This is a genomic window from Photobacterium makurazakiensis, from assembly GCF_050336715.1.
GTDB lineage: Bacteria > Pseudomonadota > Gammaproteobacteria > Enterobacterales > Vibrionaceae > Photobacterium > Photobacterium makurazakiensis.
Window position 1 is genome coordinate 195,945 of sequence record NZ_JAKJSJ010000010.1, and the last position, 26,599, is coordinate 222,543.

24 protein-coding genes are annotated in these 26,599 nt (G+C 46.1%); all 24 read left to right on the plus strand.

Annotated elements, in window-relative coordinates; genetic code table 11:
- Window positions 1–4 precede the first annotated feature (4 nt).
- Window positions 5–793, plus strand: coding sequence for a flagellar basal-body rod protein FlgG (gene flgG, locus L4D09_RS03395; protein ID WP_428456081.1), 789 nt, complete (start codon window positions 5–7; stop codon window positions 791–793).
- Between the two features lie 15 nt (window positions 794–808).
- Window positions 809–1,576, plus strand: coding sequence for a flagellar basal body L-ring protein FlgH (flgH, locus tag L4D09_RS03400; protein ID WP_428456082.1), 768 nt, complete (start codon window positions 809–811; stop codon window positions 1,574–1,576).
- Between the two features lie 12 nt (window positions 1,577–1,588).
- Window positions 1,589–2,680 carry a flagellar basal body P-ring protein FlgI gene (locus L4D09_RS03405; protein WP_428456083.1) on the plus strand — a complete coding sequence of 364 codons (1,092 nt, stop codon included), beginning with the start codon at window positions 1,589–1,591 and terminating at the stop codon, window positions 2,678–2,680.
- A 21-nt stretch (window positions 2,681–2,701) separates the two neighbouring features.
- Complete coding sequence (gene flgJ, locus L4D09_RS03410; RefSeq protein WP_428456084.1) at window positions 2,702–3,694, plus strand: flagellar assembly peptidoglycan hydrolase FlgJ; 993 nt, start codon at window positions 2,702–2,704, stop codon at window positions 3,692–3,694.
- 618 nt (window positions 3,695–4,312) lie between these two features.
- Window positions 4,313–6,196 carry a flagellar hook-associated protein FlgK gene (flgK, locus tag L4D09_RS03415; protein WP_428456085.1) on the plus strand — a complete coding sequence of 628 codons (1,884 nt, stop codon included), beginning with the start codon at window positions 4,313–4,315 and terminating at the stop codon, window positions 6,194–6,196.
- A gap of 15 nt (window positions 6,197–6,211) precedes the next feature.
- Window positions 6,212–7,402: a flagellar hook-associated protein FlgL gene (gene flgL / locus L4D09_RS03420; RefSeq protein ID WP_428456086.1), complete on the plus strand. Its 1,191-nt coding sequence runs from the start codon at window positions 6,212–6,214 to the stop codon at window positions 7,400–7,402.
- Window positions 7,403–7,711: 309 nt separating this feature from the next.
- On the plus strand, window positions 7,712–8,860 hold the full coding sequence (locus L4D09_RS03425; protein WP_428456087.1) for a flagellin: 1,149 nt from the start codon (window positions 7,712–7,714) through the stop codon (window positions 8,858–8,860).
- A gap of 265 nt (window positions 8,861–9,125) precedes the next feature.
- Complete coding sequence (locus L4D09_RS03430; RefSeq protein WP_428456088.1) at window positions 9,126–10,274, plus strand: flagellin; 1,149 nt, start codon at window positions 9,126–9,128, stop codon at window positions 10,272–10,274.
- Between the two features lie 60 nt (window positions 10,275–10,334).
- On the plus strand, window positions 10,335–10,796 hold the full coding sequence (locus L4D09_RS03435; RefSeq protein WP_428456089.1) for a flagellar protein FlaG: 462 nt from the start codon (window positions 10,335–10,337) through the stop codon (window positions 10,794–10,796).
- A 16-nt stretch (window positions 10,797–10,812) separates the two neighbouring features.
- Complete coding sequence (gene fliD / locus L4D09_RS03440) at window positions 10,813–12,192, plus strand: flagellar filament capping protein FliD (protein ID WP_428456090.1); 1,380 nt, start codon at window positions 10,813–10,815, stop codon at window positions 12,190–12,192.
- A 27-nt stretch (window positions 12,193–12,219) separates the two neighbouring features.
- Window positions 12,220–12,504, plus strand: a complete 285-nt coding sequence (locus L4D09_RS03445) for a flagellar rod protein FlaI (RefSeq protein ID WP_428456091.1) — start codon at window positions 12,220–12,222, stop codon at window positions 12,502–12,504.
- Between the two features lie 15 nt (window positions 12,505–12,519).
- Window positions 12,520–12,921 carry a flagellar export chaperone FliS gene (gene fliS / locus L4D09_RS03450; RefSeq protein ID WP_428456142.1) on the plus strand — a complete coding sequence of 134 codons (402 nt, stop codon included), beginning with the start codon at window positions 12,520–12,522 and terminating at the stop codon, window positions 12,919–12,921.
- A 279-nt stretch (window positions 12,922–13,200) separates the two neighbouring features.
- The gene (locus tag L4D09_RS03455; RefSeq protein WP_428456092.1) at window positions 13,201–14,658 is read left to right on the plus strand and encodes a sigma-54 dependent transcriptional regulator; all 1,458 of its coding nucleotides are present in this window, start codon (window positions 13,201–13,203) and stop codon (window positions 14,656–14,658) included.
- A 150-nt stretch (window positions 14,659–14,808) separates the two neighbouring features.
- On the plus strand, window positions 14,809–15,834 hold the full coding sequence (locus L4D09_RS03460; protein WP_428456093.1) for a sensor histidine kinase: 1,026 nt from the start codon (window positions 14,809–14,811) through the stop codon (window positions 15,832–15,834).
- Window positions 15,835–15,880: 46 nt separating this feature from the next.
- Window positions 15,881–17,281, plus strand: a complete 1,401-nt coding sequence (locus L4D09_RS03465; RefSeq protein WP_428456094.1) for a sigma-54-dependent transcriptional regulator — start codon at window positions 15,881–15,883, stop codon at window positions 17,279–17,281.
- A 93-nt stretch (window positions 17,282–17,374) separates the two neighbouring features.
- Entirely contained in the window at window positions 17,375–17,686 is a 312-nt protein-coding gene (fliE, locus tag L4D09_RS03470; RefSeq protein ID WP_428456095.1) for a flagellar hook-basal body complex protein FliE, read from the plus strand.
- A 15-nt stretch (window positions 17,687–17,701) separates the two neighbouring features.
- Window positions 17,702–19,450: a flagellar basal-body MS-ring/collar protein FliF gene (gene fliF / locus L4D09_RS03475; protein WP_428456096.1), complete on the plus strand. Its 1,749-nt coding sequence runs from the start codon at window positions 17,702–17,704 to the stop codon at window positions 19,448–19,450.
- A complete protein-coding gene (gene fliG, locus L4D09_RS03480; protein WP_428456097.1) occupies window positions 19,443–20,483 on the plus strand; it encodes a flagellar motor switch protein FliG in 1,041 nt (346 codons plus the stop codon). Before fliF ends, fliG begins: the two co-directional genes overlap by 8 nt.
- A gap of 50 nt (window positions 20,484–20,533) precedes the next feature.
- Window positions 20,534–21,337 (plus strand): flagellar assembly protein FliH, encoded by an 804-nt coding sequence (gene fliH, locus L4D09_RS03485; protein WP_428456098.1) that lies wholly within the window; start codon window positions 20,534–20,536, stop codon window positions 21,335–21,337.
- Window positions 21,337–22,656 carry a flagellar protein export ATPase FliI gene (gene fliI / locus L4D09_RS03490; RefSeq protein ID WP_428456099.1) on the plus strand — a complete coding sequence of 440 codons (1,320 nt, stop codon included), beginning with the start codon at window positions 21,337–21,339 and terminating at the stop codon, window positions 22,654–22,656. The genes fliH and fliI overlap by 1 nt, the downstream gene beginning before the upstream one ends.
- Before the next feature lie 32 nt (window positions 22,657–22,688).
- Window positions 22,689–23,144: a flagellar export protein FliJ gene (fliJ, locus tag L4D09_RS03495; RefSeq protein ID WP_428456100.1), complete on the plus strand. Its 456-nt coding sequence runs from the start codon at window positions 22,689–22,691 to the stop codon at window positions 23,142–23,144.
- 117 nt (window positions 23,145–23,261) lie between these two features.
- A complete protein-coding gene (locus L4D09_RS03500; protein WP_428456101.1) occupies window positions 23,262–24,983 on the plus strand; it encodes a flagellar hook-length control protein FliK in 1,722 nt (573 codons plus the stop codon).
- A 60-nt stretch (window positions 24,984–25,043) separates the two neighbouring features.
- Window positions 25,044–25,532, plus strand: coding sequence for a flagellar basal body-associated protein FliL (fliL, locus tag L4D09_RS03505; protein ID WP_428456102.1), 489 nt, complete (start codon window positions 25,044–25,046; stop codon window positions 25,530–25,532).
- A gap of 7 nt (window positions 25,533–25,539) precedes the next feature.
- Entirely contained in the window at window positions 25,540–26,592 is a 1,053-nt protein-coding gene (fliM, locus tag L4D09_RS03510; protein ID WP_428456103.1) for a flagellar motor switch protein FliM, read from the plus strand.
- Window positions 26,593–26,599: the final 7 nt, after the last annotated feature.

Here is a 26,599-nt window from a genome sequence, read left to right on the forward strand (position 1 = left end):
GAGCATGCATCCAGCTTTATGGGTAAGTAAAACCGGTCTTGACGCCCAGCAGACGAATATCTCGACCATTTCAAATAACCTGGCCAATGCCTCTACCGTGGGTTTTAAAAAGAGCCGTGCGGTATTTGAAGACCTGTTTTATCAAAACATCAACCAACCGGGTGGTCAATCAACACAAGACACCGAATTGCCAACAGGCTTGATGCTTGGTGCAGGCTCGAAGGTTGTTGCTACTCAGAAAGTCCATACGCAAGGTAATACCCAAACGACTAACAATGCGATGGATATGATGATCGAAGGCGAAGGCTTCTTTCAGGTTCTGATGCCAGACGGCAATATGGGTTACACCCGAAACGGTCAGTTCACGATTAACGCCGAAGGCCAATTAGTCACAACGGGTTCGGGTTACTTAGTACAACCTGAAATTGCGATACCGGAAGATGCTGTCGGCATTACGGTTGGTACCGATGGTGAAGTATCAGCGCGTATCCGAGGCCAGCAAGAAAATCAGGTGCTTGGTCAGCTCACTACGGTTGGTTTTATTAATCCAGGCGGCTTAGAGCCAATAGGGCAGAACCTATTCTTACCAACAGGCGCGAGTGGTGATGCTCAAGAGGGAGTACCAGGCTTGGAAGGGTTGGGTTCTATTCGCCAATCAATGCTTGAAACTTCGAATGTTAATGTTACTGAAGAGCTGGTTAACATGATTGAAGCACAACGAGTTTATGAAATGAACTCGAAAGTGATTTCAACGGTAGATCAGATGTTAAGTTACGTGAACCAGCAGCTTTAACAGGGTAGAGCAGCAATGAAAAAGTGTTTAGTGGGTTTGGTTATTCTTTTGTCTGGCTGTGTGCAGATGCCTGATGACATCGAATCTGATGTTGCCCAAGCGACAACCAATGTGGATGCCGTTGAGGGGACGACTCAAGAAAGCGGTGGCTTGGTTGATATGATGCGCCGTCGAGAAGACCCTCAGGTTGATGATCCTGCTTGGGCTAGCATTCGACCACAACAAACCCCTGAGCACTATGCGACTGCAACAGGCTCGCTGTTCAGTACAACGCATGTACAAGATCTTTACGATGATACCAAACCGCGCGGTTTAGGTGACATCGTGACAGTTATGCTTGAAGAGAAAACCCAAGCGAAAAAGAGTGCCAGCGCAGACACCGACAAAAGAACCGATATGTCGATGGATCCACTTATGCTCGGTGGGCAAGAAGTGAACATTGGTAGTCGCGATCTGTCGTATGAAGTGAGCAACGCCAACAAATTTGCGGGCAGTACATCGGCCGATCAAAGTAATAGCCTAACGGGCTCAATTACCGTAGAAGTTATTGAAGTTCTACCCAATGGTAACCTCTTAATTAGAGGCGAGAGGTGGTTGACGCTAAATACGGGTGATGAATATATCCGTCTCAGTGGCACAATACGCCCAGATGATATTACTCAAGAAAATACGATCCCTTCGATTCGTATTGCCAATGCACGCATCCAGTATTCAGGTACGGGTGATCGACAAGATACTCAGGAGCAAGGCTGGCTGGCTCGCTTCTTCAACGTCAGCATTTAATAAGGCTCAACTGTGAAACTGCAAACATTTTTATATGGTTTAATTCTTTTGATTGGGTTGCCGGTTCAGGCTGCCCGTATTAAAGATGTCTCGGAAGTCGCTGGCGTGCGAAGTAACCAATTAGTGGGTTATGGCTTAGTCGTTGGCCTACCGGGAACCGGTGAAACAACGCCTTTTACCGATCAAAGCTTCAACGCCATGCTACAAAATTTTGGTATTCAATTGCCGCCGGGTACACGACCAAGAACGAAAAATGTCGCCGCAGTTGCTGTGAATGCAACGTTGCCCCCCTTCACTAAGCAAGGGCAATCCATTGATGTCACGGTATCATCCATTGGATCTGCGAAAAGCTTGCGTGGTGGTACGTTGCTACAGACATTTTTGAAAGGCCTTGATGGCGAAGTCTATGCTGTGGCACAAGGCAGTTTGGTAGTTGGCGGATTTAGCGCATCCGGCGCAGATGGTTCGAAAGTGGTCGGTAACACGCCAACCGTTGGTCGAATTACCAACGGTGCAATGGTTGAACAAGAAGTGCCGAACCCATTTGGCCGTGGTGACTTTTTGACTTTTAATTTGTTTGAGTCAGATTTTACTACCGCTCAGCGTATGGCTGATGCAGTTAATGAATTTTTAGGGCCACAAATGGCGTCTGCTGTTGACGCAACCTCGGTACGAGTTCGTGCTCCGCGCGATGTTAGTCAGCGAGTAGCATTTCTTGCGACTATTGAAAACCTTGAGTTTGACCCTGCAGATGGTGCGGCAAAAATCATAGTTAACTCTCGAACGGGTACCATTGTTATTGGTCAGCATGTGAAGCTTAAACCCGCTGCAATCACTCACGGCGGCATGACGGTTTCAATTAAAGAAAACTATTCGGTCAGTCAGCCTAATGCTTTTTCTGGTGGTGAAACGGTTGTTGTACCAAATTCAGACATTCAGGTGACAGAAGAAGATTCTCGTATGTTTAAGTTTGAGCCAGGGGTTTCGCTTGATGAGCTAGTACGAGCAGTCAACCAGGTTGGTGCAGCACCGTCTGATTTAATGGCAATTCTCCAAGCGCTTAAACAGGCTGGGGCAATTCAAGGTCAATTGATCATTATCTAATGATGATTAGAGAGTCATAATATGAAAACAACATCGCCCGGTTTTATTCATGATATATCTAGCCTCGACCGCTTACGAGCTGGTATCGGTGAAGATGATGATAAATCGTTACGTGCTGCTGCAGAGCAATTTGAAGCGATCTTTACCCAGATGTTGTTTAAATCAATGCGCCAAGCGAATGAAGCTTTTGAATCTGATTTAATGAGCAGCAGTAATTCAAAGTTTTTTGAGCAAATGCATGATGAGCAGATGGCCAGTGAATTAAGCTCGACGGGATCGCTCGGGCTGGCCGACTTAATCGTGCAACAACTTGGTGATGAAGCCCCCGTAGCTCCGGTGGCGGAAGGCAATGATGAGTTTGAAATTCGTCAAGTATTCAACGATGCACCATTACGCTTACCCGTTGATGCAAAAGGTAATAAGCCAGACCATGCCACGGTAGAAAAAGCTGCAAATGATGCGTTTGCTGAAATTCAACAAAAACAGCGGCAACAAGCACAGGCAATAGGGGCAACAACGGTTGCCGCTCCTCGCCAGCAAGAAGTCGGTTTTGAAACCCCGAAAGATTTTGTATCTCGGATGCAGCCTTATGCTGAAAAAGCCGCACGTGCACTAGGCACCGACCCTTCAGTGTTGATAGCTCAGGCTGCACTGGAAACCGGTTGGGGTAAGAAAGTCATTAAGAATGCTGCGGGTTCGAGTAATAACTTATTTAATATTAAGGCAGATCCTCGTTGGTCCGGCAACAAAGTCGCAACCAATACCCTTGAGTTTCACGACGGTATTCCAGTACAAGAAAAGGCGGCATTCCGTTCTTATAACTCGTATCAAGATAGCTTTAATGATTATGTGCAGTTTCTTAATAACAACCCACGTTACTCCAAAGCTTTAGAGCAGCCTGCCGACCCCTCTCAATTTATACGTAATTTGCATCAAGCAGGTTATGCAACCGACCCTAATTACTCTGACAAAATTATCAATGTCATGAATACTGTTCAAGGGTTAATGAAGTAAAAGCAACGAAGCCTGATCTCTACAGAAATTAGCTGAACCTCTTTAACATGGATTTTCTAACTAGCTGTGAGTACCGAGGTATTTTCGTTTATAACTCGATGACATTGCGAGCAATGGTATGGTCGCTAATGAAATTAAGAATCCAAAGCTAAAGACGTAATTCTCCAAAACAAGTACGCCTAACGTACTGATGATGAAGCTACTTAGCATGATTAAACATACCATTCTGTGGGTGTAGGGGTGTTTTATTGAGTATTTTGCATACGCTCTAATTAGCATTCCATTGCCTCGTCTGCAGCTCTTATATTGATGTGATCATGATGACTTATTATTAACCTTATTATTATTCAATGTGAATGTAATTAATGTGTTAACTGTAATTTATGATACATGTTTCACATATTGACTTTGTTTATGTGCAGTGATTGCGTACTTGCGATCTGATTTTGATGTCTACTTCTCTGTTTTATTTACCACTCATAAAGACTCGGCAACCGCTTGCCTCGTAATTACCTAAATTGTTTAAATTCAATATGATAAAGCACTTATTCTTTTTGGAATGATTTTTGCATTAAATAGTTTGGATTATTTAATTGTTTCTGACCGACTGGAGGCTTCATGGCGTTTGACTTGCTCAATATGGGCTCGCAAGGTTTATTAACTGCACAACGACAGCTTAATACGACTAGCCATAACATTAATAACGTCAATACCGAAGGGTATAGCCGTCAGTCTGTTGTGCAGCAAGCCAACGATCCTATTTGGTGGGGGGGAAATCAGTATGGTACCGGTGTGCATGCGGCAGAAGTTCGCCGCGGGTATGATCAGTTTGCCACCAATGAATTAAACCTGACGACAACCAATTTAAGCTATGCCAATGAGCGTGAAGGGCAATTAGGTCGTTTGGATAACATGCTTGCAAACAGTGCCAAGAAAATCCCCGAAGACATGAACAATTGGTATGACGCGATTAAGGCAATGTCCGATACACCAAATGATATCGGTGGACGAACGGTGGTGTTAGAAAAAGCCAAAATGGTTACAGCTGGGCTAAATGATAACTTTAATGTGTTATCGCGCCAGCAATCTGAAACCAGCCAAGTGCTTTCTCGTACGCTTAACCGTGTTAATGATATTGCGAAAGAATTGGCTGAGGTACATAAAGGCTTGGTGAAAACCCCAATTTCTGGCCACGATAATGACCTACTTGATCGCCATCAGAACTTAATTAATGAGTTGTCCGAATACACAAAAGTAACGGTAACGCGTAAGAACGATGAAAGCTTCAACGTCATGATTGGCAGTGGGCACACATTGGTTTCAGGAATCGAAGCCAGTGAATTACGTATGGTTAATGGCAAACCTGATCCCCAGCAGACCCAGCTTGCAATTGTTGAAGGTCAGTCGATGAAGACGATCAACAATGATGACATTGGCGGCAAGATGGCAGCTTTATTCCAATATCGTGATGAAACCCTTTCCCATGCTATGGATGAAATGGGCCGAATTGCCATCGGCTTTTCCCACTCCGTGAATGAGTTGCAGCAACAAGGTTTAGATTTAAACGGTCAAGTCGGTAGCGAGATGTTCCGTGACGTAAATGATCCTGCGCTTGCCGCTTCTCGAGCAATGCTACCTGCAGGCTCGACGGCAGATTTAAAAGTGTATGTGGAAGATTTAAATGCGTTAAAAATTGGTGAGTACGATCTGGCATTTGATGGTAGCCAACATACCTTAACAATGCCTGATGGTACTCGTCAAAAGGTGCTTCCCAGCGGTAATCCAGCGGCCTTTGCCATTGATGGCTTTCGGGTCGAGATGGATGCACCAATGCGTGCGGGTGAAAAGATCATTCTTCGCCCCACACGAACTGGTGCTGGTGATATCAGTATGGCCATGTCTGATCCGGCAAAAGTTGCCGCTCAAAGTTATTTAAGCTCTGCCAGTAAGACGCAAGGTGAGGCGGAGTTTGGTATCACTCGCACGGGGGCATTGAATGAATTTCAGGTGGCGGTATCACCTGATGCCAGTCAGTTTGCGGTATTAGACATGAAAGGCAATATCTTGCAGCAACCGCAAGCTTACCCACCGGCTGGTGAGGTGATTGTTGGCGGTACCGGTTTTACCTTGTCGAACGGTGCAGTTGGTGGTGATGTTTTTGCTGTCAACTTGAATGCAGCCGACGGCGACAATGGTAATTTGATCAAAATGCAAGGCTTGCAAACCAGCAAGATGATGAATGAAGGACGTTCAACAGTTATTGATGTCTATCAGGGCCTAAATACGGAAATGGGTGTGCAAAAAGCGTCAGCCTCTCGATTAAAAGAAGTCGGGCTTGTCGAAAAACAAGCTGCAGAGGGCAGAGTTGCTGAAATTGGCGGTGTAAACCTTGATGAAGAAGCCGCGAACATGATGAAGTTTCAGCAAGCATATATGGCATCATCGCGAATAATGACCGTGGCGAATGAAACCTTTGATACCTTGCTGAATGCATCCCGTTAAGGAGACTGACCGATCATGATTAGCCGTATTTCCAGCTTCCATAATTACCAAAATGTTGCTAACGATATGAATCGTCAGCAGGTTAAAGTTGCAGAAAATCAACAGCAGCTGGCATCAGGTAAGCGTCTGCTTACTGCCGGTGATGATCCCGTTTCTTCTATTTATATTCAGAACTTTGACCAACAAAACACGCAAATTGATCAGTCAGTTAGATCGATAACGTTAGCTAGAAACCGTTTGAATAACGAAGAAACGGCGATTACAGAAGTCGAAAATTTACTCGATGAAGCCAAGCGAAAATCAATGATGATGGTCAATGGTTCGCTTTCTGGCGATGACCGTGTTGCCCATAAGCAAGATATGCAAGGTTTGTTTAACTCGTTCATGAATGTGGTTAACGCAAAAGACGAATCGGGTAACTTTGTCTTTGCCGGTAACCAATACAGTAAACAGCCTTTTTTCCGTGATAATAATGGTCATGTTAGTTACGTGGGTGATAGCTATCAGCGTATGGCGAAGATTGCTCCATCGGTTGAAGTCCCCGTAAATGACGCGGGGGATAAATTGTTTATGGAGGTGCCAAACCCTCATGGTGATTATCAACCCGATTATGACTTGCAAAGCGGCTCATTACTCCTGCTCTCGCAAGCACGCAATAGTAATAATGCTGACCAATCGGCATACCGTGTTGAGTTTTCAACTTCACAGGCTGGTACGTCATACCAGCTATATCAAAATGGCAATATGGTAAGTAGTGCCCCCTTCGATCCTGGCACAGGTATTCAATTTGGTACGTTACAAATTGAATTAGCTGGTGAGATTAAGCACGGCGATAGCATTGACTTATCACGCCAAGAAAACGTCAATGTCTTTGACGCCTTCCGCCGCAGTATTGAGTTGTCTGAAAGTGACGTATCAGATGCATCGGCGACGGCAGAACTGCATCAAGCTGCAGCAGAATTATCTGAAGGGTTCAAACATATTAACCGTACGCGTTCAGAAATTGGTACGCGATTACAAACACTCGACCGCCAAGAAGACATGCACCAAGACTTTAAAATTGTCATGAGCCAAGCGCGAGGCACATTGGAAGATCTTGACTATGCGACCGCAGTGATTGAACTCAACGAAAACATGATGGCCTTGCAAGCATCACAACAGGCCTTTGCCAAAACAAAAGATTTAAACCTGTTTAACTACATCTAGTGAAGTGGAGGTCGTTAAACAGTGATATCCCTGCCAATAAATGAGGCAAAGGATTGATAGTAAGCGGCAAACTATGCAAAGCAATAGGCATCGAGTTGCCATGTTTCACTACTTGGCCATAAGTATGAGACTAAGTTGTTGAAATAAAGCCTGTTTATTTGTGGCATATAATTTGCTTTATACGAACTATGGCAACAGTTTTGCCGATAGATTTATTTATTTTATAACTGGTCCCGCTTCACTGTCTTTAGTATTGACTGTTGCGGTTAGGCTGTTTCGCTTAGTGGGCGAAAGTCAAAGGAGATCTAAATGGCTGTAACAGTGAACACCAATGTGTCAGCGATGACTGCGCAGCGTTACTTAGGAAAAGCAACAAGTGATCTGAATACCTCGATGGAACGTTTGTCGACAGGTAGTAAGATTAACAGTGCTAAAGATGACGCTGCAGGTCTGCAAATATCTAATCGCCTTGTGGCACAAACGCGTGGTTTGAACGTTGCTATGCGAAATGCCAACGATGGTATTTCGATAGCTCAAACTGCAGAAGGGGCAATGCAGGAATCAACCAGCATTCTACAACGTATGCGTGATCTGTCACTTCAATCGGCAAATGGTGCCAACTCAGACGATGATCGTGCTGCGATTCAACAAGAAGTGGGTGCCCTTCAAGATGAGCTTAACCGTATTGCAGAAACGACTGCATTTGGTGGCCGCAAACTACTGAATGGTACATTTGGTGAAGCGGCATTCCAAATTGGTGCCGACTCTGGTGAAGCTATCATTATGGGTATGGACAGTGTCCGTGCTGACCACCACAAAATGGGTGGTAGCTTGCTGCAATCAGCAACAACCGTTCAGCCAGGCGCAGAGCTTAGTGCTGATTCTCCCGTCCAATTTAGCGTGACAGATGCGCTGGGTAATGTCAGTACGGTTGATGTAACGCTGGTTGCGGGCGATGACATCGAAGAGATTGCCACACGCATTAATGGTCAAAATGACCAACTTAATGCCTCGGTTAATGAAGACGGTCAATTACAAGTATTTTCAGGTAGCGGTGAAGTTGCTTTAGCAACGGGTAATATCGTTATGAATAATCAAGACGGCACAACCACCGCTCTGGATTTTTCTGCTGGGGCGACAGATGTGACCGTGGCATCTATTGACGTTGAAAGTGTTGGCGGTGCACAAAGTGCAGTGCCAATTATTGATGCGGCATTGAAATACATTGATAGCCAGCGTGCTGATTTGGGCGCAAAACAGAACCGTTTAGGTCATACTATCAATAACCTAGCGAACGTATCTGAAAATGTATCGGCATCAAACAGCCGCATCCGTGATACTGATTTCGCAAAAGAAACCACCGAAATGACGAAAAACCAAATCCTACAGCAAGCAAGTACATCTATTCTTGCGCAAGCCAAGCAGGTACCACAAGCTGCAATGAGCTTATTGCAATAATCCTGCGGTGACGTTTTTCTAAACGGCAAGGGGGCAACCTTTTGCCGTTTTTTTATGTCTGTATATTGGCTAATGAAGACTTTGCTAGATGTGTTCCTGCAACTTGATTTCGCTACTTAGATCACATTTTATTTTCTTGATAAAAAAAATCGAAAAAAAGCTTAAAGGTTTCTGAAGTCATGCCGTTACAGACCATGTACAAAGAATAACAAGGTTTTACCGGCTGGGCTGGTCAAGCCATTTTGATTACACAAGGAGATACATTATGGCAGTTACAGTAAACACTAACGTTTCTGCAATGACCGCTCAGCGCTACCTAGGTCAAGCGACCGAAGCTACTGGTAAATCGATGGAGCGTCTTGCTACTGGTAGCCAGATCAACAGCGCAAAAGATGATGCTGCAGGTCTACAGATTTCTAACCGTTTGATGACACAGAGCCGTGGTCTTGACGTTGCAGTACGTAACGCAAATGACGGTATCTCTATGGCACAAACAGCAGAAGGTTCGATGCAAGAAACCACGAACATTCTACAACGTATGCGTGATCTATCACTACAGTCTTCTAATGGTTCTAACTCGCAAGAAGACCGTGACTCAATTCAGCAAGAAGTAACAGCGTTGAATCAAGAGCTTAACCGTATTGCAGAAACTACCTCTTTTGGTGGTACTAAGCTTCTTAACGGTACGTTTGGTTCTCGTTCGTTCCAAGTTGGTGCAGATTCTGGTGAAGCGGTACAAATGAGCTTCAACAATATCCGTGGTGATGAAGCTAAAATGGGTGGTAGCCTATTAGTTTCAACCAACATGGCAACAGCTGACTCAACACTTGATGCTGACACGGCGATTGAACTAAGTGTTACAGACAGCGCGGGTACAGCAACAGCTGTAAACGTTGGTCTAGTTGCTGGTGATAACATCGAAGAAATCGCGACACGTATCAATGGTCAGAACGATAAAATCAATGCATCAGTTTCAGAAGATGGTGAGCTACAACTATTTTCTTCAGAAGGTGCGGTTGGTGTAACGACTGGTACTATCGCGATGACTGATGCTGGCGGTAACGCAGTTGATGCATCAATTGCTGGTACTGCAGCAAACACAACAGTTGCACAAATTGATGTGACCTCTGTTGGTGGTTCACAGCAAGCTGTCGCTGTACTTGATGGTGCGATGAAGTATGTTGATTCAAACCGTGCAGAGCTTGGTGCTTCTCAGAACCGTTTGAACCACACCATTAATAACTTGAACAATGTTAATGAAAACGTATCGGCATCGAACAGCCGTATTCGTGATACTGACTTTGCGAAAGAAACGACTGAAATGACCAAGAACCAGATCCTATCTCAGGCATCGACTTCTATCTTGGCTCAAGCAAAACAGGCGCCGCAAGCGGCACTAAGCCTACTAGGTTAATCCCTCGTATTAACGGCAAGGTCTCTACCTTGCCGTTCTTCCTTTAAAAGGTGAGAGAATATGGACGTCAAACCCGTTAGCACTTCTCCCTCTTCCTTTTCTTCCGGTTCCCCACCCCAATCTTCACCTGGCACAAATATTGCTAGTAAACCTGTAGGGCATTCTCAAGGGACACCCCTTGCCGCCTCCGATCAGCAACCGGCCTTGAAGTCGAGTAGCGATAGCAGCCAAGGCGATGTTCGCCGTATCGAACAAACAGCCAACGTTGAAAAGCTACATCAGCAGCATCAGTTGCAACGTGAAGAGTTGGAAAAGGTGGTCGAACGTATCGAAGAATTTGTCGGATCAACCTTAAATAAAGGGCTGGCTTTTCGTATCGATGAAGAATCGGGCAAAAACATTGTCACAATTTATGACAAGCGTACTGGTGATGTTGTTCGCCAAATTCCCGATGAAGAGTTACTCGTTTTATCCCGTCGGCTTGCCACGAATTCGGGGGGGTTGGTAACAACGAAAGTCTAGTATTTCGAGGTAGTCAATGAACATAGGCGCAGCAGCCACCGCTTCCGGTCTTGATATCAATAATATGGTTAACACCATCGTTGATGCAGAGCGAGCACCGAAAGAAGCGCGAATAAATCAGCAGCGAGAGAGCATTGATGTCAGCATCAGTGCCTACGGCAAGTTGAAAGGTTCGTTAGACGAAATGAAGTACATGATGGCCGACTTCCGCCGCAATAATACGCTTTCAGCTCGTACCGTGACCAGTGATAATAATGATGCCTTAACGGCCTCGGCAAATCATGAAGCCATTCCAGGTAAGTACAATGTCAGCATTGAGCAACTCGCTCAATCACATAAAATTGTTTCAGGCACTTTCGATGAAAATCAAAAATTAGGTGCCGGTAAAATGACTGTCTCTTTAGGAGGCGGTATGTTTGACATTGAAATTCCAGAAGATGAAAGCAAGATCCTTGATGTTGTTCGGTTAATTAACCGTCACCCTTCAAATTCCGGCGTGATGGCATCTGTGATCAACGATGACGTTGGTGCTCGACTCGTCCTGACGGCGGATAAAAGTGGCGAGCAGAACCAAATTAAAGTCAGGGTCGATGCGCCTCTTGCCAGTACCTTGCAAAAATTTGGCTTTAATCCCAATAACGACCTTAACTCGATGACGCAAATGCAGGCCGCTAAAGACGCCCGTGTGTTGATTGATGGCCTTGCTGTTGTTACCAGCGATACCAACACCATTGAAGATGCAATCAAAGGTGTCGACTTGAACTTACTGGCTCTATCAGACAGTCAGGAAGGGAGCGCAGGTAAAGACATCAAAGTGGATGTCGCTTACGACCGAAATGCTGTCGGCGGAGCGATTGAGCAATTTGTAAATGCGTATAACCAATTTTTCAGTGTTGCAGGTGAACTTGGCAGGTTTGATCCTGAAACACAAGATAAAGGCCCATTGGTCGGTGACAGTATAATTCGTACCGTTGATAACCAGTTAAGAGCCGCATTTACTTCACCGTTGGAAGGTGCACCAGAGTCGATTACCACCTTGAGTGAACTCGGTGTGATGACAACTCTTGAAGGGCGTCTTGAAGTTGACTACGACATACTGGATCGCCAACTAGAGAAAAACTTTGCCGATGTGGGGGAGTTTTTCGGAAGTCGTGATGGCTTTGCCCGAAAAATTGAAGATTTAATTCACTCGCATACCGGGATCACCGGCAGTATCAAGGGGCGTCAAAATAGCCTTAGTGATCAAAATATGCGGTTGAACAGTGAACAAACTAAATTAGATCGACGAATGGAAAGCGTTCAGAAACGCACCCACGATCAATTTACCGCCATGGATAGAGCCATGGGGCAAATGAAAGGCCAGTTTAGCTCGATGATGAGTATGATGCCGTCGTAAGCATCTTACTAAGCAAAAGGAGTCGAGATGCAACGCTTAGATCAAATTGATCAGCAACTTGAGTTGCTGTTAGCGGTGCCAGAAGAGGTTGATTCCAACAAGCTTCAGGCACTACTTTCACAGCGTGAGTTGCTTTTACAACAATTAATGGCTGAGCCAGAAAGCCTTGATAAAAGGCTGTGGCAACAAGCTATAGAACGTACATCGGTGTTACTTGACCGTATCCGTCATCATCGTGATCGATCGGCAAATCAAGTACAGCGGCTACAGCACGGGCAACGCTCGATGCAGGTTTATAATAAATTTCGGTAGGTTAGAACAATGGCAATGAGAGGATCTCTACAGGCTTACAAGCGAGTCTCGGTAGATAGTCAGTTAACGTCGGCATCACCACACCGCGTAATTTCAATGTTGATGGCCGGAGCGATCGAACGTTTGATCCAAGGTAAAGCGGCGATGGAACAAGGTTCGGTTGCTGTTAAAGGTGAGCGTTTAGGCAAAGCGCTTGATATCGTAATTAGTTTGCGCAGCTGCCTATCGATGGAAGATGGTGCAGATATCGCGACAAACCTTGATGCCTTGTATGATTTTATGATCCAGCAGATCTATAAAGCGAATCAGGAAAACATTTCAGAACCCATTGACGATGTGATTGAAATGCTGCGTGAAATCAAGTCAGCGTGGGATCAAATTCCTGCTGAATATCACAATATGACGCAGCTGGGCTAGTCAGTTAGTGAGTTAAACCGTTAGGGGCAACATTATATGCCCTCCTCGCGTTAAAAAGTGACAAACTGTTTCGGTTTTTACTTTCCTTTGTACTGGGGTCACAGCTTTTGGCTGTCCCCAGTTGCCTTATCCTGTGCTTTTATTACAATGTCTTTATTATTTGGTTGCTGTTTCTCTGTGACATTCTTTTTTTCGGTCAAAGTCGACCGTTAAGGAATGCCCAGCTTGGTATAGAAGCCACAAAAGAAGAATCCTATAAAGGCAGGCAATATCTTTCCTATGCAAGCTTTAGCTAAAACCCTTGTTATTGATGATGATCAGCAACATCGCCACGATCTAAGTGTCATTCTGAACTTTGTTGGTGAACAACATGAAGTATTGTCGTCAAACGAGGTCGATCATTCGCTGTGGGAAAATGCGTGGGGAGCCTGTTTACTGGGTAATATCACTTCCGGTAAATTGCTAAGTCGCATCCTCGACTTTCTTCGCATCCATAACCATATTCCCGTAATCGCGCTGGCAAATCATGATGATGAGCTTGCCGAACTACCGAACTATGTGGGGTCGTTAGAATTACCATTACATTATGGTCAACTTACTGACGCGCTTCGTCACTGCCAAGAGTTTCTCGGTAAACACGCATTTCAAATCCCGCAATTAGGGCGTAAAAATACATTATTTCGCAGTATGGTTGGTCGCAGTGATGCGATCAGTAAGATTCGCCATTTAATGGAACAAGTATCAGCAACCGATGCGAGTGTGTTGATCTTGGGTGAATCTGGTACGGGTAAAGAAGTGGTTGCGCGTAATATTCACTATCATTCATCACGCGGTAAGGGGCCATTTGTCCCGGTTAACTGTGGCGCTATTCCGCCAGACTTACTTGAAAGTGAGTTGTTTGGTCATGAGAAAGGGGCATTTACCGGTGCAATCTCTGCGCGCAAAGGGCGTTTTGAGCTTGCAGAAGGCGGTACTCTATTTCTTGATGAAATTGGTGATATGCCAACCTCAATGCAGGTTAAGCTGCTGCGTGTCTTGCAAGAACGTTGCTTTGAACGTGTCGGTGGCAGCAAGACAATAAGCACTAATGTACGTATAGTCGCGGCCACTCATTGTGATTTAGAGGCCATGATTCAAGATGGTCAGTTCCGTGAAGATTTGTACTATAGGCTAAATGTTTTCCCAATAGAAATGCCAGCATTGCGAGAGCGCATTGAAGACATTCCATTGCTGCTGCAAGAGTTACTCGCACGGATGGAAGCTGAAGGTGCAAAACCAGTACACTTTACGCCGCGTGCCATAACCTCATTAATGGATCACGATTGGCCGGGTAATATCCGTGAACTGGCAAACCTCGTTGAACGGTTAATTATTCTTTATCCGAACGAGATGGTCGATGTCAGTCATTTACCGATGAAATATCGCTATAGTGACCTACCTGACTTTCAACCAGAAGATAACTTCTTATCGGTAGAAGATCAGGAGCGAGCAGCGTTAGCTGATATGTTTGCCAGTAATAATGCTGATGCGAATGAACTCGCCGATATGAATGACTTACCGCCAGAAGGTTTGAACCTGAAAGAGATGTTGGCGGAATTAGAGATTGAAATGATCCGTCAGGCATTGGAAGCCCAGTCAGGCGTTGTAGCTCGAGCTGCTGATATGCTAGGCATGCGCCGCACGACATTGGTAGAGAAAATGCGCAAATACGGTTTGAGCAAAGAAATGCCGCGTTAAACTGTAAATACCGACAGCGTCAAATCAATGACGCTGTCAAATTTCTTTCCCCTCGTCCAACAGCCTGATAAAATTGGTTTTTTTTTGGCATGAATTATGCTTTACCTCTATCTGTGGTAATCGTTATTTAGTGCGTTATTCAGGTACCCCATGAGTGAAAATCTAACCTCGCTAGGCACACTGGCGCAACAAGTTGGTCGCTACCAACAAGCTTTCGATGTTATGCCGTCAGGGGTGATATTCCTCGATTCAGCGGGCATTGTGCGGGAAGCGAATCCAGAAGCTTATCGTTTACTGGGTGAACCGCTAGATGGTGAGCGTTGGTTTCAGGTTATTCAGCGTGCATTTTCACCTCGGGAAGATGATGGGCATGAAGTATCACTGAGAAATGGACGCCGGGTCAAATTGGCGATCTCGGCTTCGGAAAGTGGTCAGCTGATTTTTATGACAGACATGACAGAAACGCGTCTTTTGCAATCACGGATCAGTGAAATGCAACGCTTGTCATCTCTGGGTCGAATGGTTGCGTCATTAGCTCATCAAGTCAGAACACCCTTATCAAGCGCTATGCTGTACGCCGCAAATTTAGGCTCTCCAAACCTTAATACGGTTACTCGGGAGCGCTTTCAAACTAAATTGGTCGACAGGCTCCACGATTTAGAAAAGCAAGTGAATGACATGCTGTTGTTTGCCAAAGGTGGCGACAACAAAGTGGTGGAACGATTTAGCCTTGAAATGCTGCTGAATGAGCTAGAAGCCATGGTCGAAACACAAGTGATGACCAGCCAAGTTGATTTCAGTATTGATTGTGACGACGAAGAACAAGAAATTTTAGGTAATGCGAATGCACTGGCGAGTGCGCTGAGCAATTTAATTGGCAATGCGATTCAAATGTCAGGTAAACAGTGCAAAGTCGCTTTAAAAGCCATGATTCAAGACAGCAGTGTGTGCATTACTGTCATTGATAACGGGCCTGGTATTGCCGCTGATATGCAGCAAAAAATATTCGAACCATTTTATACAACACGCCAGCAAGGAACTGGGCTTGGCCTTGCGGTTGTTCAAACGGTTGTGAACGCCCACAAAGGGCGTTTAACGCTAGAGTCAGAACTTGGCAAAGGGGCATGCTTTACCGTGGTATTACCATTGGCAGAGCAAAAAACAAACAACGATTAACGCCCTAACAACGGTTAAATAATAAGAACAATATTTGGAGTAAATAATGAATCAGAGCCGCGTATTAGTTGTCGAGGATGATGAAGGGCTTCGCGAAGCATTGGTTGATACCCTTGCATTGGCGGGTTACCAGTGGTTAGAGGCCGAAAGTGCTGAGCAAGCATTATTAATATTAAAATCTGAATCGGTTGATATTGTGGTTTCTGATGTCCAGATGGCAGGGATGGACGGCTTAGGGTTGCTACGCAGCATTAAACAGCACTGGCCTAAGCTGCCTGTGTTGTTAATGACAGCGTATGCCAATATTGAAGATGCGGTTTCTGCCATGAAAGAGGGCGCCATCGACTATATGGCAAAACCTTTCGCACCAGAAGTACTGTTAAATATGGTTAGTCGTTATGCCCCAGTGAAAACGGAATCGGGACAAGCGATTGCGGCAGATGCGAAATCGTTGAAATTATTGGCGCTGGCAGAAAAAGTGGCTAAAACGGATGCCAGTGTGATGGTGCTTGGGCCAAGTGGCTCAGGCAAAGAAGTGATGTCACGTTATATTCACACCCACTCTAATCGTCATGATGGGCCATTTGTGGCGATTAACTGTGCTGCAATTCCTGATAACATGCTGGAAGCGACCTTGTTTGGTTATGAGAAGGGAGCGTTTACAGGGGCTGTTCAAGCTTGCCCGGGGAAATTCGAGCAAGCGCAAGGTGGTACTATCTTGCTTGATGAAATCAGTGAGATGGATTTAAGCCTTCAAGCCAAACTTCTTCGAGTGCTGCAAGAGCGCGAAGTGGAGCGTCTTGGCAGCAGGAAAAGTATCAAACTAGATGTACGCGTATTGGCAACCAGTAACCGTGACTTGAAGCAATACGTAACGGAAGGGCACTTTCGCGAAGATCTGTATTACCGTTTAAATGTTTTTCCATTAACTTGGCCAGCATTGGCAGAGCGAGCAGGCGATATTGCCCCACTAGCCACATACTTAATCGAGCGCCATTGCATGAAGCAAGGGCTGCCAGTCCCAGCACTAGAGGCTGGCGCATTAAGTAAGTTGATGCAATATAGCTGGCCTGGCAATGTGCGTGAACTTGATAATGTTATCCAGCGCGCACTAATTCTTTGTGATTCCTCTCAGATTCGGGCTGAACATATCTTACTCGAAGGGCTTGATTGGCTTGATGCTGGTAGCTTGCAAAGTGTTGTTGAAACTACGGTAACACCCCATATCGCCCCCGTTTATGAAACCGAAAAAGGGACCGCACAGCCGACAGCGACAGAAGGGTTAGGAAATGAGCTGCGAGAACAAGAGTTTTCCATTATTCTAGACACTATTCGCGCCTGTGAAGGGCGGCGTAAAGATGTGGCTGAAAAATTGGGTATTAGTCCAAGAACACTGCGCTATAAATTAGCAAAAATGCGTGATGCTGGAATTGATATCCCAGTTTGATCGCCACAAGACGTATTATTTTACGGCATACTGTTATTTATCAATAAGCCGATATTTATTAACTGACACTTTTTTGACAGTCTGGAGCATGTGATGAAGGTAAATGGATTACAAACTGAGTTACAGGCAATGATGCTAGAGGCTCAAAATGCTTCACGTCCTGCTACTGGGCAACAAGTAAGTGCTGATTTTGGTGCTGTACTTGGTGATGCAATTAAGTCGGTCAATGGATTGCAGTCGCAGTCAAGTGAGATAGCCACACGGTTTGATCAAGGTGATCGCAGTGTATCGTTGTCGGATGTAATGATTGCCAGAAACAAGTCGAGTGTGGCTTTCGAAGCCACTGTCCAAGTACGTAATAAAATGGTCGATGCGTACAAAGAATTAATGAATATGCCAGTTTAAGTCAGGAATTATTGAGTGTCGGAAGCATCAACAAACAATGAGCTATCGGTAGCAGGCAACGCGCCTTCTCCCGTTGTCACTGACAGTGAACTCGAGCTACAAAACCCAGACGCAGAAGAAAAGAGTGCCTCACGTGTAGATAGCATGCTGGGCAATCTCGATTTGCTACGCCAAGTTATTTTGGTGTTGTCTGTGGCTATTTGTGTGGCATTAATTGTTCTTGTCATATCCTGGATTAAAGAGCCAGAAATGCGTCCGCTTGGCACGTTTGAAACGGCTGAGCTTATTCCGATCCTTGACCATTTTGACCAGAAAAAAATCCCCTATAACCTTGATGGCAATACTATCCGTGTCCCTTCCGATAACTTTTCTTCGGTTAAGTTAGAGCTGACGCGCGCAGGGTTAAACAGCAGTGTTGCTCATGGCGATGACATTCTTTTGCAAGACATGGGTTTTGGTGTATCGCAACGACTTGAAAGTGAGCGTTTGAAACTCAGCCGTGAGCGTCAGCTTGCACGGGCAATAGAGCAAATCCGTCAGGTCAGACAGGCACAGGTTTTACTGGCGATGCCAAAACAAAGCGTGTTTGTTCGTCAAAACCAAGAAGCGAGTGCGACAGTATTTCTTACTTTGGGCACAGGCGCTGCGCTTGGGCAGCAAGAAGTTGATTCTATTGTTGATATGGTCGCAACAGCCGTACCCACGCTAAAACCAACACGCGTCACCGTTACCGACCAACATGGGCGCTTATTAAGCTCAGGTACGGCAGACCCAAGTGCAACGGCACGGCGTAAAGAGTATGAATTAGAGCGTAAGCAAGAGCAGGCGCTCAGAGAGAAAATTGATGCGATTCTAATTCCGGTTTTAGGGTTGGGTAATTATACGTCGCAGGTCAATGTATCAATGGACTTTAGCGCGGTAGAAGAAACGCGTAAGCAGTACGATCCTAATACACCGGCAACACGCAGTGAATACACGCTAGAAGATTACAATAACGGTAACCTTGTGGCGGGCATACCTGGTGCCTTGAGTAATCAGCCGCCAGCCGATAGTTCAATACCGCAAGATATTGCCGATTTACAAGCTGGGACGGGCTCGAATAACGGGTCGGTTCACCGAGAAGCAACGCGTAACTTTGAGCTTGATACTACGATCCGGCACCGTCGCGCCCAAACGGGGACTGTTGATCGCCAAACTGTTTCAGTAGCAATTGACTATAAGCAAGTCATGAACCCAGAAACGGGTGAAATGACCCGTGTTCCTGTTAGTGAGGCTGAACTCGCTAAAATTACCCGATTGCTCATGGGTGGTGTTGGCTTCTCGCAAGTGCGGGGCGATATGCTAGAGGTGATTTCAGTACCGTTTGCTATACCAGAAGAGCAACTCATTGCTGAGTTACCTATCTGGGAACACCCTAACTTTAATACCTGGGTTCGTTGGCTTGCAGCAACCTTAGTGATTATTGTGGTGATGCTGGTATTGGTTCGCCCAGCAATGCGCAAACTCCTTTATCCGAATCAGGCTTCAGATGGTACGCCGTTGGATGAAAATGGCCTACCAATGCTAGCGGGTGACAGTGATAGCATTGATCTGATTGGTGCCGAGCTTGATGGCGCCGATAGCTTAGAGTTAAGTAGTAGCAGTTTGGACTTACCAAACTTACATAAAGATGAAGATTTACTGAAAGCCGTCCGTGCCCTTGTGGCCAATGAGCCGGATCTGGCCGCTCAGGTCGTGAAAAGTTGGGTAAACGAAGATGGCTAATGAAGTTGCAACCACGGAAGAAAAGAAATTCGATGTCAGCACCCTGTCAGGTGCTGACAAAGCGGCTATTTTATTGCTGAGCTTAAGCGAGCAAGATGCTGCCAGTATTATTCGTCACCTCGAACCTAAGCAGGTTCAGCGAGTCGGTGGTGTTATGGCAGCGATGGCCGACCTTAATCAAGAAAAAGTGTCTGGTGTTCATCGCCACTTTCTCGAAGATATCCAAAAGTACACCAGTATTGGCATGGGCAGTGAAGACTTTGTCCGTAATACGCTGGTGGCAGCCCTAGGTGAAGATAAAGCCAATAACTTGGTAGATCAGATCCTAATGGGAAGTGGTTCTCGTGGTCTTGATTCATTGAAGTGGATGGATCCTCGTCAGGTGGCCAGTATCATCCTGAACGAGCACCCTCAAATTCAGACCATTGTTCTATCTTACCTTGAGCCTGAACAATCCGCTGAAATCCTTGCGCAATTCCCAGAACGCGTTCGTCTCGACTTGATGATGCGTATCGCGAACCTAGAGGAAGTTCAACCAGCAGCACTTCATGAGCTGAATGATATCATGGAGAAACAGTTTGCTGGTCAGGCGGGTGCACAAGCGGCGAAGATTGGTGGCCTGAAGGCTGCTGCTGAAATCATGAACTACCTCGACAACAACGTCGAAGGGCTATTGATGGATAATATTCGCGAGAATGACGAAGACATGGCGACTCAGATTGAAGATCTGATGTTTGTCTTCGATAACCTTGCCGAAGTGGACGATCGCGGTATTCAAACCTTGCTACGTGATGTGCCACAAGATCTGCTGCAGAAAGCCCTTAAAGGTGCTGACGATCTTCTGCGTGAAAAGATTCTCCGCAATATGTCGAAGCGTGCGGCTGAAATGCTGCAAGACGATCTTGAAGCCATGGGGCCGATTCGAGTGGCAGATGTAGAAGCGGCGCAAAAAGAAATTCTCTCTATCGCACGTCGCTTGTCAGACTCTGGTGAGCTAATGCTGACGGGAGGCGGTGCCGATGAATTTTTATAAGTCTCTCATTGTGGTTGTGAACTCGTTGCAGATCTTGCCACAGGTGCGTTATGTCAACTGAACGCCGACGTGGTTTTATGCGGGTCGCAGAGCATCAAGCTGAAGAGCTTGAGCGGTGGGCGTACCCTGATTACAGTGACGACCTTAACGAAGTTGCCGACAATGCACTTAACTATGATCCGCAATGGCAAGCCCAGCCGATTGAGGAAGAAGAAGAGCAAGGCCCTCCGCCTTTAACGGCGGCGGATTTAGACGAAATTCGACAATCGGCTTATGATGAAGGGCTGGTCGAAGGGCGTGCAACAGGCCATCAAGAAGGGCTTGAACAAGGCTTAGCACAAGGGCTTGAGCAAGGTTTGGCGCAAGGGCTTGAGCAAGGATTGGCACAAGGTCTTGAGCAAGGCCAGCAACGAATTGATGAACAAGTGGGTTTCCTTACTCAGCTTGTCGAAAAAGTGGCGACGCCATTACAGCAGGTGGATGCAGAGGTTGAAGGGCAGTTAATTCAGCTTACCACTGCACTCGCTCGTGAGCTTATTCGGGTTGAAGTTCAGACTAACCCTCAGGTTATCTTGAACACCGTACGAGAAGTAGTAGCCGCGTTGCCGATTGCAACCCAGCAAGTCAAAATCAGTCTTCACCCGGATGATCTGACTTTGGTAAAAGAAGCATACGGTGAAGAGAACCTCGCTGAGCGCCAATGGACGTTACAGGTTGAGCCTGCCATGAATCGGGGCGATTTACATGTTCAGTCTGGTGACTCCAGTGTGGACTATCAGCTCGAAGACAGAATTCGCCACCTACTTGCGCAGTTCAGCGGTATCAATAGCCAGTTGCCAGCCGGAGGCCAGTAATGGCAGCCTTGGCACAGCGCCTCTCACGCTATCAAACTCAAAATACAGCTTGTCGTCCAGTTGCTTCAGGTCGCTTGGTCAGAGTCGTCGGCCTCACGCTTGAAGCCGTTGGTTGCCGAGCCCCTGTAGGTAGCTCATGCAAAGTTGAAACGCTTAATGGCGAGATGGAAGCCGAAGTCGTTGGCTTTTCCGGTGAAACGCTGTTTCTGATGCCCAGCGAGCAACTTACAGGTGTTATGCCAGGGGCAAAAGTGACCCCCGTTTTACAAGCCAGTGGCCTTTCTGTCGGCATGGAGCTCCTAGGTCGGGTCATTGATGGTGTTGGTAACCCGCTTGACGGTCTAGGTCCCATTTATACTGCAGACCGTGCTTCATTTAATGCTGAACCCATTAACCCTTTAGCCAGAAAGCCGATTAAAGAGCCTCTAGATGTTGGCCTGAAAGCGATAAACGGGTTATTAACCGTGGGTAAAGGGCAACGAATTGGTCTCTTCGCCGGTTCCGGTGTCGGTAAATCGGTCACGCTGGGTATGATGACCCGTGGCACCACAGCACAAGTTGTGGTGGTAGGCTTGATTGGTGAGCGTGGGCGTGAAGTAAAAGAATTTATTGATGAAAGCCTCGGTGCTGAAGGTCGTCAGCGTGCCGTGGTAATCGCAGCACCGGCTGATGCCTCGCCGTTGATGCGTTTGAAAGGGTGTCAAACGGCTTTGACCGTTGCCGAGTATTTTCGGGACAAAGGGTTAGATGTTCTACTCCTTATGGACTCGTTAACGCGTTTTGCCCAAGCGCAGCGAGAAATCGCCCTGTCTGTTGGTGAGCCACCTGCAACGAAGGGTTATCCACCGTCGGTGTTTGCTAAATTACCGGCTTTGGTTGAGCGCGCGGGTAATGGCGGAGAACACCAAGGATCAATAACCGCATTTTTTACGGTGTTAACCGAAGGTGATGATCTACAAGACCCGATAGCAGATGCCTCTCGAGCAATCCTTGATGGCCATATTGTGCTGTCACGGGAAATGGCGGATGCCGGTCATTATCCTGCGATCGATGTTGAGCGCTCTGTAAGTCGAGTCATGCCTGCTATTGTCAGCGAAGAGCACATGTTGATGTCAAAAGCGGTGCGTCAAATATTATCCATTTGTCGAAAAAACCAAGATTTAGTGTCGATAGGGGCGTATAAGCCCGGTACGGATCAGGGAATCGATCAGGCGTTTACCTTTAAACCAAGGTTAGATGGCTACCTACAGCAATCGATGAAAGAAACAGTGCCTTATGATATGTGCGTGAATATGTTGCGTTCGATCCTAGGTGGTTAATAAGCATAAACGTTAGAGGAGGAAAGTGACTTATGGCAGATGAAGCCCTTGAATTGATCCTCGAGCGTACTCGAGATGACGAGCATAAAGCCTCTTTGGCGCTGAACCAAGCACGTATTGAACACCAAAACTACCTGCAGCAATTGCAACAGATTGAGCAATACCGTCTTGATTACTGTAAGCAACTATCAGTGCGGGGCCAGGAAGGTTTAACCGCCAGTGCGTACGGTCATTTGCAAAAATTTCTTAACCAGCTGGATGAAACCTTGGTTAAGCAAAAGGCGGCGGGCCTTCAGTTTGAACAGCAGATTGAGCAATGCAGTGAACACTGGAATGAAGTGCGCAAGAAACGCCGCTCGATCGAGTGGCTATTAGAAAAGAAAAAAACAGAACGCCAGCAACACCTCGACCGACAAGAGCAGAAAATGATGGATGAATTTGCAACCCTACAGTTTGCCCGTCGAATGAATACAAGTATCAATCGCTAACTGTCGCGGTGAAGATAGGCCAGCTAGAAATAGTATTAACATTATCAATGAGGCACATAAGTGGTGTGATTCTTGCATTGATAGCGATGACTTCAGTGTTTTTCAACAAGGGCCAGTATGCTTTCATCCCGTCTATTAACAGCCGAACCAATACCATCTAAAGGGGCAGTAAGTCCTTCGGCTGCGACTACCAGTAAAACAGTATTGCCTAAGAATGATACTGTTGAGGGTAAGCCTGCTGAGTTCTCGAAAAAATTACAGGGAGCGGTTGGCACTGCGGCAGATAAACCTCAAACGACTGAGAAACCCCTACCTTCAGAAAAAATCACCAGCTCAACCGATACCGCAACAGGTGCAGCAAGTGTGAAATCTGTTGGTGGTGACGATGTGAAATCATCTAAGCATCAACAAGATAGTACTAGTGGCAATACTGAAGCTGCTCGTACCGCTATTCAGCCTGAGCCGAAGGCAGTGAAGGGCGAAAATGAAATTAAAAGTGGCAGTCAAGCTGTTGCAGCACAAAGCCATGTGAACTCGAAGCCAGAAAGCAAAGAACAAGCGATGAACGAAGGAGAAGAGCTGCTAAACCGATTGACGGCTGCGAATCAGCAATTGAACGGTGATTCTCCTTCAAAGCAAACCTCAGTCAATAATAAGGCTGATACTGAAACGCATGCCCAGTCTGAGGACGTTACTTCTTTATTGACTGGCAACTCTTTGCCGCCTGAACAGCCCCAAGAGCTTTCTGTTTCTCAAGCGACTCACACACCACAAATGACGACTGAGCAGCAAGGCTTAACTGATGACCAGTTGGCACAAGTATTTGCTCAGCAGCCAGTGGATACAACGGCTATTCACTCTACCGATAATATGCCCGAAGGCTCCGAAGCAAGTACCACTACCGATAGTATTGATGCTGGGATCTACGGTGGAGCTGTTGCTATTAATGGTGACAAAGTCCATACAGATGTAGCCGCTATCGATAAAGCCTCTGAAAATAAAGTGGTAGCCAGTGGGGAGCTTGCAAAGCACCCTGAGCAAACAGTGCGAGACATAAAAGCTCAAACATTGACTGGTGCATCAGTGACGAGCGCCATTCCACTCGCGTCAGATGCGGCGACTGGGCAGCAGTCAACCAGCCATGCTCAAGCAATGACACCGATGGCAGCCGCCGTTGCTGCACAGGAGCAGAGTGGTAGTGAACAAGTCGTTACCAACGCTCAAATGACAGCCGATGAATTGGTTGGTAAAACGCTGGCATCAGCAGGGTTAGCTGAGCAAGATCAGTCAGGCCAGGAGCAATCAGCTCAACAAACAGCGTCGACAAGTACTGCTTCCACTCAGCAATTGCTTCAGCGAGTGACAGAGCAAGCAGCAGTGACACCACAGTCACCTTTACCGCTCAATAAAGAGCAAGCCAGTGAACAGCTTGCGGAGCGGATGCAGATGATGCTATCTAAAAATTTGAAGCATGTTGATATACGCCTAGATCCGCCGGAGTTAGGAAAGCTTCAAATTAAACTCTCGATGAATAACGACCAAGCGACGGTGCAGTTCACCGTTGGAAATCAGCAAACACGTGATTTGGTAGAGCAAGCAATGCCAAGGTTACGTGAACTATTGAACCAGCAAGGACTGCAGCTTACGCAAAGTTCGGTACAACAAGATGGCAGTCGTCAGTTTACTGGACAGCAGGACTCGCGAGGTCAGCAAGCCGGTAATGATAGTAACGGCCAACGTTCAGCGAACCAAATTGGAAGCGATGATGATTTCCAAGGTGCTGAAGCGAATGAATTATGGGTCTCTCAACCTAAAGATGGCGTTGATTATTATGCCTAATGTTTAACTCTGTTAAACTGGTTAGGTTAAAAAATAGAATAGCGAAAGGAATAACCCTAAATGGCAGATGAAGACAACGGCGGAAGCAAAAAAAAACTCATCATCATTAGTCTTGTAGCCGTCCTCTTACTTGCTGGTGGGGGAGTTGCGGCATGGTTCATGTTGGGGGATGACAGCAGTAATATTGAAACTGCCGAAGCGCAGAGCGCATCAGCATCAGTGGCTGAATCACCTGCATATTATGTCATCTTGCCTCAGCCATTTATCTTTAATGTAACAGGCGATCATCGAGATCGATTGGTTCAGGTCAAAGTACAACTGATGGTACGGGGTGATAGTAATGAAGCATCGGCTAATCAGCATATTCCGTTGATTGAAAGTACTTTGCTGCAAACGTTTGGTGCGGCAACTGTTGAACAGCTACGTACCCCAAATGGGCGGATTGATCTACGACAGCAGGCATTGTCAGCTGTACAGAGTACAATGATGAAAGTAACGGGTCAGCAAGTTGTTGAACGGGTACTATTCACTGGTTTTGTAATGCAATAGGTTTAATGTGAGTGACTTATTAACCCAAGACGAAATTGATGCCCTCTTACATGGTGTTGATGACGTAGAAGATGACGATGATGGCGGCCAAAATGAGTCGGGCGTCATATCATTTGATTTTTCATCGCAAGACCGGATTGTGCGTGGGCGAATGCCCACGCTTGAGCTGATCAATGAACGCTTTGCGCGTCATATGCGGATCAGCCTATTTAATATGCTGCGAAAAACGGCAGAGGTTTCTATTAACGGGGTACAGATGCTCAAATTTGGTGAGTATCAAAATACCCTGTATGTACCAACCAGTTTGAACATGGTGCGCTTCCGGCCATTAAAAGGTACCGCGTTGATCACCATGGAAGCACGCTTAGTGTTTATCTTGGTCGAGAACTTCTTTGGTGGTGACGGACGTTTTCATGCCAAGATTGAAGGACGTGAATTTACTCCGACAGAGCGACGTATTGTTCAGATGTTGCTGAAGCTGGTTTTTGAAGATTACCGTGAAGCGTGGTCGCCAGTAATGGGCGTTGAGTTTGAATATCTCGACTCAGAAGTGAACCCGACCATGGCAAACATTGTTAGCCCAACGGAAGTGATTGTCGTTAGCTCATTCCACATTGAAGTCGATGGTGGGGGCGGTGATTTTCATGTGGTGATGCCATATTCCATGGTCGAGCCTATTCGCGAGTTACTTGATGCGGGTGTCCAAAGTGACAAAATGGATACTGATGTACGTTGGAGCAAAGCACTTCGTGATGAAATCATGGATGTGCCGGTGAATATGCGCGCCAAGTTACTCGATGTTGAGCTGTCGTTGCGTGACTTGATGGAGCTACAACCTGGCGATGTGATCCCAATTGATATGCCTGAAGCCGCGACTGTGTTTGTTGAAGACTTACCCACATATCGTGCCAAGATGGGTAAATCGGGCGATAACATTGCCTTGAAAATATCAGAAAAACTGAAGCGACCAGATATGGTGAAAAGTGATTTAGCTTTTCTAGATCGTGATGAATTAGGTACTGCACTGTTGAATATTCACAGTGATGAAGATGATAGGTAGGTAAAAA

What these genes read in the sequence shown, in the direction of transcription:
- flgG (WP_428456081.1), top strand. Translation starts at nt 5, where the DNA reads ATGCATCCAGCTTTATGGGTAAGTAAAACCGGTCTTGACGCCCAGCAG.
- flgH (WP_428456082.1), top strand. Translation starts at nt 809, where the DNA reads ATGAAAAAGTGTTTAGTGGGTTTGGTTATTCTTTTGTCTGGCTGTGTG.
- flgJ (WP_428456084.1), top strand. Translation starts at nt 2,702, where the DNA reads ATGAAAACAACATCGCCCGGTTTTATTCATGATATATCTAGCCTCGAC.
- flgK (WP_428456085.1), top strand. Translation starts at nt 4,313, where the DNA reads ATGGCGTTTGACTTGCTCAATATGGGCTCGCAAGGTTTATTAACTGCA.
- flgL (WP_428456086.1), top strand. Translation starts at nt 6,212, where the DNA reads ATGATTAGCCGTATTTCCAGCTTCCATAATTACCAAAATGTTGCTAAC.
- L4D09_RS03425 (WP_428456087.1), top strand. Translation starts at nt 7,712, where the DNA reads ATGGCTGTAACAGTGAACACCAATGTGTCAGCGATGACTGCGCAGCGT.
- L4D09_RS03430 (WP_428456088.1), top strand. Translation starts at nt 9,126, where the DNA reads ATGGCAGTTACAGTAAACACTAACGTTTCTGCAATGACCGCTCAGCGC.
- L4D09_RS03435 (WP_428456089.1), top strand. Translation starts at nt 10,335, where the DNA reads ATGGACGTCAAACCCGTTAGCACTTCTCCCTCTTCCTTTTCTTCCGGT.
- fliD (WP_428456090.1), top strand. Translation starts at nt 10,813, where the DNA reads ATGAACATAGGCGCAGCAGCCACCGCTTCCGGTCTTGATATCAATAAT.
- L4D09_RS03445 (WP_428456091.1), top strand. Translation starts at nt 12,220, where the DNA reads ATGCAACGCTTAGATCAAATTGATCAGCAACTTGAGTTGCTGTTAGCG.
- fliS (WP_428456142.1), top strand. Translation starts at nt 12,520, where the DNA reads ATGAGAGGATCTCTACAGGCTTACAAGCGAGTCTCGGTAGATAGTCAG.
- L4D09_RS03455 (WP_428456092.1), top strand. Translation starts at nt 13,201, where the DNA reads ATGCAAGCTTTAGCTAAAACCCTTGTTATTGATGATGATCAGCAACAT.
- L4D09_RS03460 (WP_428456093.1), top strand. Translation starts at nt 14,809, where the DNA reads ATGAGTGAAAATCTAACCTCGCTAGGCACACTGGCGCAACAAGTTGGT.
- L4D09_RS03465 (WP_428456094.1), top strand. Translation starts at nt 15,881, where the DNA reads ATGAATCAGAGCCGCGTATTAGTTGTCGAGGATGATGAAGGGCTTCGC.
- fliE (WP_428456095.1), top strand. Translation starts at nt 17,375, where the DNA reads ATGAAGGTAAATGGATTACAAACTGAGTTACAGGCAATGATGCTAGAG.
- fliG (WP_428456097.1), top strand. Translation starts at nt 19,443, where the DNA reads ATGGCTAATGAAGTTGCAACCACGGAAGAAAAGAAATTCGATGTCAGC.
- fliH (WP_428456098.1), top strand. Translation starts at nt 20,534, where the DNA reads ATGTCAACTGAACGCCGACGTGGTTTTATGCGGGTCGCAGAGCATCAA.
- fliI (WP_428456099.1), top strand. Translation starts at nt 21,337, where the DNA reads ATGGCAGCCTTGGCACAGCGCCTCTCACGCTATCAAACTCAAAATACA.
- fliJ (WP_428456100.1), top strand. Translation starts at nt 22,689, where the DNA reads ATGGCAGATGAAGCCCTTGAATTGATCCTCGAGCGTACTCGAGATGAC.
- L4D09_RS03500 (WP_428456101.1), top strand. Translation starts at nt 23,262, where the DNA reads ATGCTTTCATCCCGTCTATTAACAGCCGAACCAATACCATCTAAAGGG.
- fliL (WP_428456102.1), top strand. Translation starts at nt 25,044, where the DNA reads ATGGCAGATGAAGACAACGGCGGAAGCAAAAAAAAACTCATCATCATT.